Origin of the sequence: Bradyrhizobium sp. SZCCHNGR1005, assembly GCF_032489995.1 — a bacterium.
Lineage (GTDB): Bacteria > Pseudomonadota > Alphaproteobacteria > Rhizobiales > Xanthobacteraceae > Bradyrhizobium.
The window spans coordinates 574,514-588,299 of the sequence record NZ_JAUEZC010000002.1 but is presented as its reverse complement, the minus strand read 5'-3'; the positions used below and the strand labels follow the sequence as shown (position 1 = coordinate 588,299).

The following is a 13,786-nucleotide window of genomic DNA, read 5'->3' as shown; positions in this document are numbered from 1 at the left end:
TGAGGGATCATTTCACGTGAAACCAAACGCGCGGCCAACGGCCGCCATGGACTTGGCTTCAGACAAAGCAGCGGCGTTGCGGCTCGTGTCCGTTTCACGTGAAACGGAAGCGCGGCTCGATCGCTATGTTGCTTTGTTGCGGGAGTGGCAAGCCAAGACCAATCTGGTCGCGCCGTCGACGCTGCCGCAGATCTGGACCCGGCATATCGCCGACTCGCTGCAACTCCTTGAGCTCGCGCCGCAGGCCAAGATCTGGATGGATCTCGGCAGCGGCGGCGGCTTTCCCGGCGTGGTCCTGGCCTGTGCCTTGGCGGAAACGCCGGGCGCGCAGGTTCACTTGGTGGAACGGATCGCCAAGAAAGCAGCATTCCTGCGCGAAGCGATTCGCGTCACCGGCGCACCTGGCGTCGTGCATTTGTCCGAAATCGGGGATATCGTGGAGAACTGGAGCGGGCGAATCGATTGCGTCACCGCGCGTGCGCTGGCTCCGCTACATCAGCTAATCAGTTTTGTGGAACCCTTGGTTAACAGAGGCTCAACGGCGCTGTTTCTCAAGGGTCAAGATGTAGAGTCAGAATTGACCGAATCTACCAAATATTGGAAGATTGCGGCGAAACTTCATCCCAGCCGGACGGGCGGACAGGGCTGGATCGTCGAGATCGATCATATCGAACGACGCAACTGACCCCCGCGACAGACATGGCGACCGCGCATGACCGTAATTGATCAAGTCTATCAAGAGGATAGGGCCCAGCACCCAGAGGGCCAGCCGCGCATTCTCGCGCTCGCCAATCAGAAGGGTGGGGTGGGCAAGACCACGACCGCCATCAATCTCGGGACCGCGCTGGCCGCGATCGGCGAGCGTGTGCTGATCGTCGACCTCGACCCGCAAGGCAATGCCTCGACCGGACTTGGCATCGACCGGCGCAACCGCAGTTGCTCGACCTACGACGTTCTGATCGGCGAGGCCGCGTTGCGCGACGCGGTGGTGCCGACCGCCGTGCCGCGCCTGCACATCGCCTCCTCGACGATGGACCTCTCCGGTCTCGAGCTCGAGCTTGGCTCCAGCGCGAACCGCGCGTTCCGGCTGCGCGATGCGATCGCCGGTCTCAACAACAATGTCTCGCCCGACGCCGACTACACTTATGTGCTGGTCGATTGTCCGCCGTCGTTGAACCTGCTCACGGTCAACGCGATGGCCGCGTCCGATGCGATCCTGGTGCCGCTGCAGTGTGAGTTCTTCGCCCTCGAAGGTCTGTCGCAACTGCTGCAAACCGTGGAGCAGGTGCGCGCCACCTTGAATCCGCACCTGTCGATCCATGGCATCGTGCTCACCATGTTCGACTCCCGTAACAACCTGTCGAACCAGGTGGTGGCGGACGTGCGCCAGTTCATGGGATCGAAGGTCTACAACACGATGATCCCGCGCAACGTGCGCATCTCGGAGGCGCCGTCCTACGGCAAGCCAGTGCTGGTCTATGATCTGAAGTGCGTCGGCAGCGAAGCCTACCTCAAGCTTGCAACCGAAGTGATCCAGCGCGAGCGCGAGCTCAAGACGAGCTGATCCCGCCATCAGTCCGGATCGGTCAACGCTTGCGCTTTGCGGGACCGGTTATCGCATCGAGATAGTTCGGGTTCGCTTGTGCTCCTGCGTCCCGGATCGGAAACGGGAGCAGGAGTCGAACGGCGTGAGTCCAAGGGAGAAGGCGATGGCCGATGAAGCGCGTTCGCGTTTGGGCCGCGGTCTTGCAAGTCTGATCGGAGATGTCGGGCGTGAAGCCGGCGCGCCGCCGGAGCGGCCGCGTGCGCAGCGCAAGGTGCCGATCGAATTCTTGAAGCCCAATCCGCGCAACCCGCGCCGTACCTTCTCAGAGGCCGAGCTTGGCGAGCTGACCAATTCCATCAAGCAGCACGGCGTGATCCAGCCTATCGTGGTGCGGCCGGTGAAGGGCGTGCAGGATCGTTATGAGATCATCGCCGGTGAGCGCCGCTGGCGCGCCTCGCAGGCCGCGGGTCTGCACGAGGTGCCGATCGTGCCGGTCGATGTCAGCGACAGCGACGCGCTCGAGCTTGCGATCATCGAGAACGTGCAGCGCGAAGACCTCAATCCGATGGAAGAGGCGCAGGGCTATCACGCGCTCGCCAACGAGTTTCAGCGCGGCCAGGAAGACATCGCCAAGATCGTTGGCAAGAGCCGCAGCCATGTCGCCAACATGATGCGACTGACGAAGCTGCCGGCGGAGGTGCAGGGCTTGATCGCGACCGGTCAGATCTCGGCCGGCCATGCGCGGGCGCTGATTAACTTGCCCGACCCGCTGTCCGCTGCGAAGCGCATCGTCGCCGAGGGACTCAATGTCCGTCAGACCGAAGCGCTGGCGCATGAAGAGGGCGTGCCGGAGCGCAAGCCGCAGAAGCCGCGTGCCGGTGCGGCGTCTGCCGGCGAGAAGAAGGATGCCGACACGCTCGCACTCGAGAAGCGCGTCGGCGACGCGCTGGGTCTGACGGTGTCGGTCAATCACCGCGATCCCGGCGGTACCGTGCAAATCAGCTACCGCAACCTCGAACAGCTCGACGAGGTGATGCGCCGGTTGGAGCAGGGCTGATAATTAGTTCGTCCAAGCGGCGCCGTTCGACGAAGTTGCGGTCATCCGGCTCTTCAGGAGAAGGGCGAAGCGTCACTTCTGTCCGACGTCTTCCACGCAACCATCACCCGCGGCGTCTGGCGCTGACCGCAATCGACAGCAGCGCGCGCTGTGCGATCGCCGCGGCCAGCGTCGGCTGCTTGCGCGCCTCCAGCGCGGCGGTCGCGAGCTGATCGATGATCGGCAGCAGGCGCGCCGGGGAGAAATTTCGCAGCGCCACTTCCGCAGCAGGTTTGCGTGAGAAATGCAGCCGTGGGAATCCGCCTTCGAGGATCCCCGAGACCGGCGTGCCTGCTGCGACCGCCAGCGCCGATTTGTGCAACCAGGCCGCATGGCGCTGTGCTGCGGAAATAATGAGGCCGGGATAGGTGCCGGCGACCATCGCCTTGGCGAACTCGGTCTCGACCAGTTCGGGCTTGCCGCCGAAGGCGCCGTCGACGATCGGATCGAGCTTCATCTCGGAGGCGTCAGCGACCACAGCCATCACGTGATCGAGCGTCACCTCGCCCTGGCCGTGCGCGAACAGGGTCAACTTGCGCAGTTCGTTGCGCGAGGCCTGACGGTCACCGCCGAGCAGGGACATCAGCGAGGCCCGAGCGTCGGGCGCGATCCGCAGATTGGACGTGCGCAGCTCGTCGTCGATCAGCTTGGCCAGATCGCGCTCGGTGTCGGGATAGCAGCCGATCGCGACCGCGGTCTTGGATCGTTCGCACGCCTTGCGCAGCGGCGATTCCGGCCTGAGATCGCCGGCCTCGATGACGATGCGGCAATCCTTCAGCGACATCTCTGCGAGCGTATCGATGCCGCTGGCAAAATTGCGGGCGCCGGCGCGGACCCGGATGGCGCGGCGGCCGCCGAACAGCGGCACCGTCATCGCTTCGTCGATCAGCCTCGAGGGTTCGGCGGCAAGCTCGTCGCCGTCCAGCTTGACCACTGAAAATGGATCATCGCGATCGTCGACCGCCGAGGTGATCAACGCGTTGGCGCGCTCGCGCACCAGGCCGGCATCGGGGCCGTAGAGCAGGATGACCGGCCGCGCCGCATCCGGCTTGGCGAGGAAAGCGTTGATGTCTTGTCCGCGTAGCGCGACCACGGTTCTTCAGAGCGCGCTGGCTAGATGCCGGCGCTGAAATAGGAGGCTAGCCGGGTCTTGATGTTTTCGGCGATCTGATCGGCCGCCCGGTCTTCGGCATCGCGGAACGCGCGCAGACGCGAGAAGCGCTGATAGGAGCCCGGAATGTCATAGGAGGTGCGGGCGAAGGTCGTGCCGGTCATCACCGATTTGTTGGTCGCGAGTTCGACCAGATTATACTGTGCGTCGATCCCGACATTCTCGGTGGTCGGCAGCCCGGTATTGGGATCGATGATCAGCGACGAGCGAGTGGTCTGGAATTTCAGGACCAACTTATAGAGTGGCGGCGAGCCGGTGGCATTGCCATAGAGTTTGAAGGCGAGCGCATTGCGGATGTCGACGCCGATCCGCGCTTCCGGCGAGGCGGTGGGCTTGTCGACCGGCGGCAGGTCGATTGCCATCAGCTTGTCGCGCAGGCCCGGCGTGCCGTCGGCATGTTCGGCGTACATCGGCTGGAAACAGCCCGCGGTCAGCGCAGCCAGGGCGGCTACGGCCACGAGCCGAGAGGCGATCCGAAACTTAGCCGACGACATTCACGATCCTCTTGGGGACGATGATCACCTTGCGGACAGGTTTGCCGTCCAGCGCCAATTTTACTGCATCGAGGCCCAAAACGGCAGCCTCAATTTCCGGATTCTGCGCATTGCTGGCGACTGTGACTTCGCCGCGCTTCTTACCGTTGACCTGGACCACCAGGGTGACGCTGTCCTCAACCAGCAAATCCGGTTCGATTTGTGGCCAGCCGGCTTCCGAGACCAGCCCAGGCTGGTCCAGCGCCTGCCAACACTCCTCCGCCAGATGCGGCATCATCGGCGAGAACAGGTGCACCAGGATGGTGGCCGCTTCGCGCACGGACCAGGCGAGGTCCGCGCTGGGATTGCCGCCCTTTGCCAGCACCTCGGCCAGCGCATTGGCGAATTCGCGGATGTGAGCCAGGCAGACATTGAAGTGCAGCCGCTCGATGCCGCCCGACACCTTGTCCAGCGCGCCGTGCGCGGCCTTGCGCAGGACCAGCGCGTCGGCACCGAACTGCGTCGGCCGGGAGGAGGGCGCACCCTTGCTGAATTCGACCGATTCATTGACCAGCCGCCAGAGCCGCTGCACGAAGCGCGCGGCGCCCTGCACCCGCTCATCGCTCCAGATCACATCGCGGTCGGGCGGCGAGTCCGACAGCATGAACCAGCGGGCGACGTCGGCGCCGTAGCTCTCGATGATGTCGTCGGGGTCGACCGTGTTCTTCTTCGACTTCGACATCTTCTCGATCGGGCCGACGGTGATGTCCTCGCCGGTCGCCGCCAGCACGGCGCGCCGGCCGTTGTCGCCGGTCTCGATCTTGACCTCGGCCGGGCTCACATAGGTGCCGTCGGCCTTCTGGTAGGTCTCGTGCACGACCATCCCTTGCGTGAACATGCCGGCGAACGGCTCGTCCATCGCCACGTGGCCGGTTGCCTTCATCGCGCGGGTGAAAAAGCGGCTGTAGAGCAGATGCAGGATCGCGTGCTCGACGCCGCCGATATACTGGTCGACCGGCATCATCCGGTTGGCGACCTTAGGCGTCGTCGGCGAGGCCTCGTTCCAGGGATCGGTGAAGCGCGCGAAATACCAGGACGAATCGACGAAGGTGTCCATCGTGTCGGTTTCGCGCAGCGCCTTAGCCCCGCATTGGGGGCAGGTGACGTGCTTCCAGGTCGGATGATGGTCGAGCGCATTGCCGGGCTTGTCGAAGGTGGCGTCGTCCGGCAGCGTCACCGGCAATTGGCCGGCCGGCACCGGCACGACGTCGCATTTTGGGCAGTGGATCACCGGGATCGGGCAGCCCCAGTAGCGCTGCCGCGAGATGCCCCAGTCGCGCAGGCGGAAGTTCACTTGGCGCTCACCGACCGGCGCATTGCTGCGCGTCTCGCCTTCCAGCCGCTTGGCGACCTCCTCCTTGGCTTGCGCAATGCTCATGCCGTCGAGGAAGCGCGAATTGATCATGCGGCCTTCGCCGTCATAGGCGGTATCCGTGATCACGAAGGTGCCGGGGTCCTGCCCCTCCGGGCAGACCACTGGCGTGTTGCCGAGCCCGTATTTGTTGACGAAGTCGAGGTCGCGCTGGTCATGCGCCGGGCAGCCGAAGATCGCGCCGGTGCCGTATTCCATCAGCACGAAGTTCGCGACATAGACCGGCAGCTTCCAGCTTGGATCGAACGGGTGCACGGCCCTGATGCCGGTATCGAAACCCTGCTTCTCGGCGGTGTCGATGATCTCCTGCGCCGTGCCGATGCGCTTGATCTCGGCGATGAAGGCAGCGAGGTCGGGGTTCTTCGCGGCCGCGGCCTGCGCCAGCGGATGATCGGCCGAGATCGCCATGAACTTGGCGCCGAACAGGGTGTCGGGGCGCGTGGTGAAGATCTTCAGCTCTGTCTCGCCGGCCGGCGTCGTTGCAGGATCCAGCGCGAAGCGGATCAAGAGGCCTTCGGAGCGGCCGATCCAGTTGCGCTGCATCAGCCGCACCTTGTCCGGCCAGCGGTCCAACTTGTCGAGCGCGTCCAGCAGCTCCTGCGAGTACTTCGTGATCTTGAAGACCCACTGGTTCATCTCGCGCTGCTCGACCACAGCGCCCGAGCGCCAACCGCGGCCGTCGATCACCTGTTCGTTGGCGAGCACGGTCATGTCGACCGGGTCCCAGTTGACCTTGCGCTTCTCGCGCTCGACCAGCCCCGCCGTCATGAAATCGAGAAAGAGCCTCTGCTGGTGCTTGTAGTAGGATGGATCGCAGGTAGCGAATTCGCGGCTCCAGTCGAGCGACAGGCCGATCGAGCGCAGCTGCTTCTTCATCGCTGCGATGTTGTCGTAGGTCCAGGCCTTTGGCGCCACCTTGCGCTCGATCGCCGCATTCTCGGCCGGCAGGCCGAACGCGTCCCACCCCATCGGGTGCAGCACGTTGAAGCCTTTGGCGCGCATGAAGCGGGCCAGAACGTCGCCGAGCGTATAATTCCTGACATGGCCGATATGGATTCGCCCGGAGGGATAGGGAAACATCTCCAGCACGTAGTACTTGGGGCGCGGATCGTCGTTCTTGGCGGCGAAAATCGCCTTCTCGTCCCATTCGCGCTGCCAGCGCGGCTCGGCTTCACGGGCGTTGTAGCGTTCGGATGTCATGGAATCGCTTGTAATTTTCGAGGATTCGCGTCGAGTGAAGACGCGGACCAGTGCTCCCATTCCGACGTTCACACCCGATCGCGGCGCGTTCGTTTGCGAACTTCGGAAAGCAGGAGCACCAGCAAATCTGGGATTCTGGTGCGGCCTTGGATTTGAAGTTCCGATGACACGTGCGGACGAACCGTTCGGACCATCAAATCCGCCGCACTAGGCCATAAAATCTGCAGCCCGGTCAATGGGCTGGTCACATGATGATACCGGCCTGGCGGGGCGCTAAGCGACGGTACTTGGTAGGTTTTTTACGGGATTGCTGCCGAGTCTCGGAGATCGGATTGAGGCGGGGTTAAGACTTGGGTGGGACAGTCTCGTCGCAGCGCGCGCTCTGCTGCCCGTATCTGGGACCCATTCAAATCGTGTCCAGTGCCACTTTCCACGAGCTCGATTTCGAATACGCGACCTCTGTCGCCGACAAGGCGCTGCGTGCGATGGTGCAGCAGCACGTGCCGCCGACACCGAATAACTTTCATCTCTGGTTCCAATACTCGCTGGGTGCGGCGTCCGACTTGAAGCGGGCCGTCGACATCCTGATCAGCAACAAGCGCAAGTTCGACAAGACCACGAGCCAGGCGCTCTATGATACCTACATCGGATCGCAAGGCGCCGATGCGGCGGTGGTTCACAAGGTGTCGCAGCAGCTCTATGGCGTGATGGATTCCGCCAAGCAGTACCTGACGGCGGCCATTGCAGAGAACCGGACCCAGATCGAGGCGATCGACGACGTTGCCGACCGCAGCGGCGACGGCTTCGATCCGAAGCCCCTGATTGAAAATCTGGTGAGCGAGCTGGCCAAGGCCACCGAACGCGCGGCCAAGCTCGAAGCCAGCTTTGCGGAGAAGTCGCGCGAGCTCGACACCATCCGCGACTCCCTCAACAAATCCGAGCAGCGGGCCCGGACCGACACGCTGACGGGCCTGCCGAACCGCCGCGCGCTGGAGGAGTTCTTCCGCCAGGCGCAGATCGCGGCCATGGAGCAGGATGAGCCGCTCAGCGTGCTTCTGATCGACGTCGATCACTTCAAGAAGTTCAACGACAATTTTGGCCACGGCGTCGGCGACCAGGTGCTCCGCCTGGTTGCGAAAGCGGTGCGCGAGCGCGTACGGGAGAAGGATCTGCCGGCGCGCTATGGCGGTGAGGAGCTGATTGCCGTGCTTCCGCGGGCCGACCTCGAGACCTGCACCGCGATCGCCGAACGCATCCGCCGGTCGATCTCGGAGTGCCAGTTCACGCGCCGGTCAACCGGGGAAACCCTGCCGCGCATCACGGTCTCGATCGGCGTCGGCCAATTCCAGTTCGGAGAATCGATGGCGGATCTGATCGACCGTTGCGATCGTGCGCTGTATCTGGCCAAGAAGCTCGGCCGCAATCGTGTGGTCACTGAGACCGAGCTCGATCGCAAGCTCGCGGTAGGCTGATCGCGAGAACCTCTCTCGAAAGTCGCGTCAGCTCGCGCGAACCGCGTCGCTTCCCTCCTCGACCATCTGGATGAAGCCATGTGCGACCACGGCATTACGGCCGCGATGCTTCGCCGCATAGAGCGCGGCATCCGCCGCTTCGATCAAATCGACCGGGCGCAGCGAGGGATTCGGTCGCGCGCAGGCGACGCCGACGCTGACCGTGACGCATTGATGTCCGGACGTCGCATGAGGCAGCCCGAGTTCGAGCACGGCCGCGCGGACGATCTCGCCAATCTCCAACGCACGGTCGGCACCGGCATTCGGCACCAACAGGCAGAATTCCTCGCCGCCATAACGTCCTGCGAAACCTGTCGCCGCCGCCGCGATGTTGGAAAGTGTCTCACCGAGCTGTGCCAGGCACGCGTCGCCTTCCGGATGCCCATAGGTGTCGTTGAACAGCTTGAAATGATCGACATCGATCATCAGCAGCGCCAGCTCGCCGCCGTGCTGCTGTGCCTTGATCCATTCGAAATCGAGCCGGCTCTGGAAGCCGCGGCGATTGGCGAGGCCGGACAGCATGTCCATCGAGGCAATGACTGTCAGACGGTCGTTGGCTTCGACCAGCTCGCGCTCACGCTGGGCTAATTTGGTCGCCATGGCATTGAATGCCTTGGCGAGCGGCATGAATTCCGCCGGAAGTCGCGCGGTCGTCGCGCGCGCCAGCCAATCGCCATGTCCGAACCGCTTCGCGGTCGCGGCAAGCAGGTTGATTGGTTTGACGATCAAATGCTCCGCGGCGATCAAGGCACCCAGCAGAACGAACAGGCAGACGAAGCCGGCCTGCAGATAGGCGGTGCGAATTTCCTGATCGATTGCGGCGGTGACCCTTGTCTCGTCGATGCTCAGGATCAAACGCGATCCGGTGTCGGCAATGCGGGTGAAAGTGACGGCGCGGCGCGAGCCGTCTGCGGCGGCGAAGGAGATCGAGCCTTCGCGGCGATCCGAACTCATCGCGGTCTCCGCGATCGCGGACAACAGCGGCGCGCTGTCGAGCGACTGTCCGATCAAGCTCGACTCGTCGCCGGACGCCGCCAGGACGGTCCCGGTGCTGTCGACCAGCACCGCCGAGATGCCGGGGCGGCCGTCCAGATTGCTCATGATCTTGGACATCCACGCCAGATTGACCGACGCGAGCAAGACAGCGTCCGGTTCGCCGGTGATGGCAGAGACCGGATAGGCGGCCATGATGATCGGCTTCTGCTCCTGCCGTGCCAGCATGAAGTCGCTGAACACGAAATTGCGCGTGTCTTGCGCCTTCCGGAAATAGGGACGGTTGCTCACATCCAGGCCGACAATGTTGTTATCGGTCGAGCACTGCACGCGGCCGTCCTGGCCCGCGATCATGATGCTGCGGATCCAGGGCAGGTTCAGCGGCAGGCTGGCCCGCAACATGTCGCAGCTCCGCGCGATGCCGGCGGTGGATGCGCGGATATAGGCCGAGGACTTCAGCAGCGTCTCGACCGACATGATGATCTCGCGCTGCGTATCGGCGCTGTGTTTGGCGACGGTCGAGAATTCTTCGGTGGCAAGCGCGATCTGTCGCGCCCGCGTGGTTTCCAACGAACGCGCGCGCTCCAGCATCAATGGCGCAACCAGGATCACCGCCAGCAGGGCCAGGCGGGCACGGATTCCCAGTATCCGCTTGAGCCTTACTCTATTGCGGTTGAAGCGGATGCTTGGCATCTTCGGTCCCGTACCCCCAATTGCCGAGGATAGGTGGAAGGGTTCAAAAAGCCTTTCCCGGACTCGGTAAAATTGGAACGAACGTCCGCAAATTTACGAGTGCCAGACCTGATGGCGACAGAACGTCCCATGACTTTAACCTCGCCTTCACCATCGGCATTGGCGGCGGTGGAACAGGAAATCTTGCGCGCCTGCAACGAGGCGCGGCGCCCGCGCGAAGCCGTGACCCTGATCGCGGTGTCGAAGACGTACGGTGCTGACGCGATCGAGCCGGTGATTACGGCCGGGCAGCGGGTGTTCGGCGAAAATCGGGTGCAGGAGGCCAAGGCCAAGTGGCCGGCTCTGATGTCGGCTCATCCGGGTCTTGCGCTCCACCTGATCGGGCTGTTGCAGTCGAACAAGGCCAAAGAGGCCGTGGCGCTGTTCGATGCGATCCATTCAGTGGATCGGCCGAGCCTGTGCCAGGCGCTTGCCAAGGAGATCGAGGCTCAGAAGCGCCGGCCGCAGCTGTTCGTCCAGATCAACACCGGCGAGGAAGCGCAGAAGGCCGGCATCGCGCCTGGCGACGCCGATGCGTTCATCGCGAGCTGCCGCGATCATTATGGCTTGGTGATATCCGGCCTGATGTGCATCCCGCCGGTGAATGAAGCGCCGGCGCCGCATTTTGCCCTGACCGCGAAGATCGCCGCGCGCAACGGACTGGCGAACCTGTCGATGGGCATGAGTGCAGACTTTGCGGTCGCCATCCAGTTCGGAGCCACCCATGTCCGGGTGGGGTCGGCCATTTTCGGTCGCCGGCTATAGCGGGCTGCGCCGTAGCGGCGTGTCTCGCCGGGCGCCTATTCGATGATGATCCGCGTGCGCGGGCCGATCCGTTGCAGCAAGCGCAGCATGGCTGATGGCCTCATCGCCACGCAACCGGCGGTGGGGCCGAAATTGGCGCGCGCGAGATGCAGGAAAACCGCGCTGCCGCGGCCGGCAACGCGCGGCCGGGTATTGTGGTCGATTTCGATGATGAAATCATAGAGGCGGTCGTCACGTCGCAGCCGATCGCCGGCTTGGGCTCCCTCCACCCGGAGCGGCCGGTTGTAGCGGCGGTCGGCGGGATCCTCGCACCATCCGTCGTCAGCGCCGATCACCCGGACCGGTAAAAAAGTATGGGGCCGGACATGGCGGTCGCTCCGCCACCACAGCCGAAGCGGCCGGAATGTGCCCCGCGGGGTGCCGCCGTCACCTTCCCGCTTGTTGGCGAGGACGCCGCCCCGGCCAAGCGCCACGGGGACGACATGGCCCGAGAATCTCATCCAGCCACGAATCCGAGTCCCCGCAGCGGTATGAATCCGCACCGTAGCGAGCTGCCTCATTTTTGGGTTACGTTCGTAACAATATGATAAATCTTGCCTTTTCATTGGCCAGCTCTGCCCGTCAATTGCCTTAATGTGGGAAAATGGTCCGGCCTCGGGCCTGGCAGGACATTCGTCTCGCCGCTCGGGAAATCTGGAGTAGACTGTGCTCGCGCTTGTGAATCGGTAACAGACGCCTACTTCAAACGAAATACGGCCCGTGAGGCTTGTATTGCCACCGCTGCAGGCGCCTGCTGTGTGGTCTTCCGGCGCCAATATGAGGATTGTACCAATGGCCAATGCCCGCAAGATCCTGATCGTGGATGACGATACCGATCTGCGCGACACCCTGATGGAGCAGCTCTCGCTGCATGACGAATTCGAAGCCTCAGCGGTCGATACCGGTGCCAAGGGCGCCAGCGCTGCAAAAGCCAACTCGCCCGACCTGGTCCTGATGGATGTCGGCCTGCCCGATACCGATGGGCGCGAGGTGGTGCGCTCGTTGCGCAAGGGCGGTTTCAAGGCGCCGATCATCATGCTCACGGGGCACGACACGGATTCCGATACGATCCTCGGCCTCGAATCCGGCGCCAACGACTACGTCGCAAAGCCCTTCCGCTTCGCGGTGCTGCTGGCCCGGATTCGCGCTCAGCTCCGACAGCACGAGGCGAGCGAGGACGCGGTGTTCTCGGTCGGCCCCTACAGCTTCCGGCCGGGCTCGAAGATGTTGACCGGGCCCAACGCCCGCAAGGTTCGGCTGACCGAGAAGGAGACGGCGATCCTCCGTTTCCTCTATCGCGCCGGACAGCTGCCGGTCTCGCGCGAGACCCTGCTCCAGGAAGTCTGGGGCTACAATTCGGGGGTCACCACCCACACGCTCGAAACCCACATCTACCGGCTCCGGCAGAAGATCGAGAAAGATGCTGCCAATCCCGAAATCCTGGTCACGGAGGCCGGTGGCTACAAGCTGGTGCCGTGATACGATCCGGGAGCGGCGAGTTGCCGCATAGTTTATAGTTTAATGAGTCGTTCTCGCCTCTCCCGGGCCATTGATGTCGATTGAAGACGATATCGCGCTCTTGGAGCGCGTCCCTACCCTGCGGCTGCTTGGCCCCGAGTCGTTGCGCATGCTCGCGATCGGCGCCGAGAATCGCAACGTCCAGGCCGACGAGGTGCTGTTCCGTGTTGGTGATACGGCCGATTGCGGCTATGTGGTCCAGCGCGGCTCCTTGCGCATTCATGACGATAACGGGGCCGAGATCGCAGCCAAGCCCGGCATGCTGATCGGCGAGCTCGCTCTCTTGCTCGAGATGCCACGACCGTCCACTGCGATCGCGTTGGAATATTCGACCGTGGTGCGGTTGTCGCGAAGCCTGTTTCAACGAGTTCTGGAGAGCGATCCGGCCGCTGCCGTTCGGCTCCGCGACGCGTTCGCCAACAGGGCGAACCAGATCGCCAGTGACATCCTCGCCGCCGGTGCGAAGCTGATTTCGTAGTTGCAGCGACTGTGTCGTCGTAAGCACTTTGGGTGTCGCAAGCCCCATGGTCGTGGGGCGGCCTCGCATAGAGGTCGGCAGCATCTGCGACGAACCGATCGGAAGGAATCGGCCGCACGACTTCCACGTATCAGCTCATCGCATGAAGCGTGACCCGGTCCAGCGAAGCATTGTTGGACCGGCGATCGAGCCGTTTCGTATCTCCAGAAATACGGCGCCTTGGTCGCGGACCAGCCGGATATCTTGAGCACGCACGGTCAGCACTTTCCGATATCGTCCTCGGTTTGCCACATACACTTCATGCAAACACCCGTATGCGTCGCATACTGCGATCTTGTTCCGGCATTGGAAATCATCGAAGTGAAGTGCGACGAATTGAACGCCCGGAGCGGTCAGGTAAAGCGCAAACCCTTGGGCGGCAGCGATCGGAGCACCACAGGCGGCCTCCCATTTTTTCGCATGCACGCGGAGGTCCGAAGGTAGATTGCTGAGGTGCGCAGGATTCCATGGATTCTGCCCAATTCCTCCGTATGCCGACGCGGCCTGGGGAGAGCCCAACAAGCAGAGAGCGAACGCAATTGCCGGAAGGGCCCACTTCCTCGACAGCATGGCGGGACTCCCAGTGGTTTTCTTGTCCTTTTGGCGCGCCCACATTTCGCTCGGGTGCCTCTTAAGAGGAGAGAGCGAATGTCGGCGCCGGAACAGCACGCTCAGTTCGCCGCCCGCACGCGGCACGACGTGCAATTCGTCGTCGCAGCGTCGCAAATTCGAGCTTACAATGTGCTGACATGGATCGACAGCATCCCGTCAGCGCTGATTCATCATTGTTCAG

At 63.2% G+C, this 13,786-nt stretch carries 13 protein-coding genes; 7 read left to right on the top strand and 6 right to left on the bottom strand.

What is annotated here, in order from left to right:
• Positions 1-46: 46 nt before the first annotated feature.
• The 3 genes from rsmG (at position 47) to QXZ85_RS08770 (ending at position 2,603) form a co-directional block, all read left to right on the top strand.
• The gene (gene rsmG / locus QXZ85_RS08780; protein WP_315703140.1) at positions 47-685 is read left to right on the top strand and encodes a 16S rRNA (guanine(527)-N(7))-methyltransferase RsmG; all 639 of its coding nucleotides are present in this window, start codon (positions 47-49) and stop codon (positions 683-685) included.
• Positions 686-712: 27 nt separating this feature from the next.
• A complete protein-coding gene (locus QXZ85_RS08775) occupies positions 713-1,564 on the top strand; it encodes a ParA family protein (protein WP_315702265.1) in 852 nt (283 codons plus the stop codon).
• Between the two features lie 145 nt (positions 1,565-1,709).
• Positions 1,710-2,603: a ParB/RepB/Spo0J family partition protein gene (locus tag QXZ85_RS08770; RefSeq protein WP_315702266.1), complete on the top strand. Its 894-nt coding sequence runs from the start codon at positions 1,710-1,712 to the stop codon at positions 2,601-2,603.
• 103 nt (positions 2,604-2,706) lie between these two features.
• Here the strand turns inward: QXZ85_RS08770 and holA are convergent, their stop codons facing one another.
• From holA to leuS, 3 genes are read right to left on the bottom strand one after another with little or no spacing between them, the layout of a single operon-like run.
• On the bottom strand, positions 2,707-3,735 hold the full coding sequence (holA, locus tag QXZ85_RS08765) for a DNA polymerase III subunit delta (RefSeq protein WP_316173945.1): 1,029 nt from the start codon (positions 3,733-3,735) through the stop codon (positions 2,707-2,709).
• A gap of 20 nt (positions 3,736-3,755) precedes the next feature.
• Positions 3,756-4,307: an LPS assembly lipoprotein LptE gene (lptE, locus tag QXZ85_RS08760; protein ID WP_315702268.1), complete on the bottom strand. Its 552-nt coding sequence runs from the start codon at positions 4,305-4,307 to the stop codon at positions 3,756-3,758.
• Positions 4,294-6,918 (bottom strand): leucine--tRNA ligase, encoded by a 2,625-nt coding sequence (gene leuS, locus QXZ85_RS08755; RefSeq protein ID WP_315702269.1) that lies wholly within the window; start codon positions 6,916-6,918, stop codon positions 4,294-4,296. Before leuS ends, lptE begins: the two co-directional genes overlap by 14 nt.
• A 485-nt stretch (positions 6,919-7,403) precedes the next feature.
• On the opposite strand from leuS, the gene QXZ85_RS08750 reads away from it, so the two are divergent.
• Positions 7,404-8,390, top strand: coding sequence for a GGDEF domain-containing protein (locus QXZ85_RS08750; RefSeq protein ID WP_315703141.1), 987 nt, complete (start codon positions 7,404-7,406; stop codon positions 8,388-8,390).
• 27 nt (positions 8,391-8,417) lie between these two features.
• Here the strand turns inward: QXZ85_RS08750 and QXZ85_RS08745 are convergent, their stop codons facing one another.
• A complete protein-coding gene (locus QXZ85_RS08745; RefSeq protein WP_315702270.1) occupies positions 8,418-10,115 on the bottom strand; it encodes a diguanylate cyclase domain-containing protein in 1,698 nt (565 codons plus the stop codon).
• Positions 10,116-10,244: 129 nt separating this feature from the next.
• Between QXZ85_RS08745 and QXZ85_RS08740 the strand changes: the two genes are divergently transcribed.
• On the top strand, positions 10,245-10,919 hold the full coding sequence (locus QXZ85_RS08740) for a YggS family pyridoxal phosphate-dependent enzyme (RefSeq protein ID WP_316173943.1): 675 nt from the start codon (positions 10,245-10,247) through the stop codon (positions 10,917-10,919).
• A gap of 35 nt (positions 10,920-10,954) precedes the next feature.
• Here the strand turns inward: QXZ85_RS08740 and QXZ85_RS08735 are convergent, their stop codons facing one another.
• Positions 10,955-11,479: a L,D-transpeptidase gene (locus QXZ85_RS08735; RefSeq protein ID WP_316173941.1), complete on the bottom strand. Its 525-nt coding sequence runs from the start codon at positions 11,477-11,479 to the stop codon at positions 10,955-10,957.
• Positions 11,480-11,750: 271 nt separating this feature from the next.
• Between QXZ85_RS08735 and QXZ85_RS08730 the strand changes: the two genes are divergently transcribed.
• Positions 11,751-12,437: a response regulator transcription factor gene (locus tag QXZ85_RS08730; protein ID WP_315702273.1), complete on the top strand. Its 687-nt coding sequence runs from the start codon at positions 11,751-11,753 to the stop codon at positions 12,435-12,437.
• Positions 12,438-12,510: 73 nt separating this feature from the next.
• Positions 12,511-12,954, top strand: coding sequence for a cyclic nucleotide-binding domain-containing protein (locus QXZ85_RS08725; RefSeq protein WP_316173939.1), 444 nt, complete (start codon positions 12,511-12,513; stop codon positions 12,952-12,954).
• A gap of 135 nt (positions 12,955-13,089) precedes the next feature.
• Here QXZ85_RS08725 and QXZ85_RS08720 read toward each other — a convergent pair whose 3' ends face one another.
• The gene (locus tag QXZ85_RS08720; RefSeq protein WP_316173937.1) at positions 13,090-13,563 is read right to left on the bottom strand and encodes a hypothetical protein; all 474 of its coding nucleotides are present in this window, start codon (positions 13,561-13,563) and stop codon (positions 13,090-13,092) included.
• Positions 13,564-13,786: the final 223 nt, after the last annotated feature.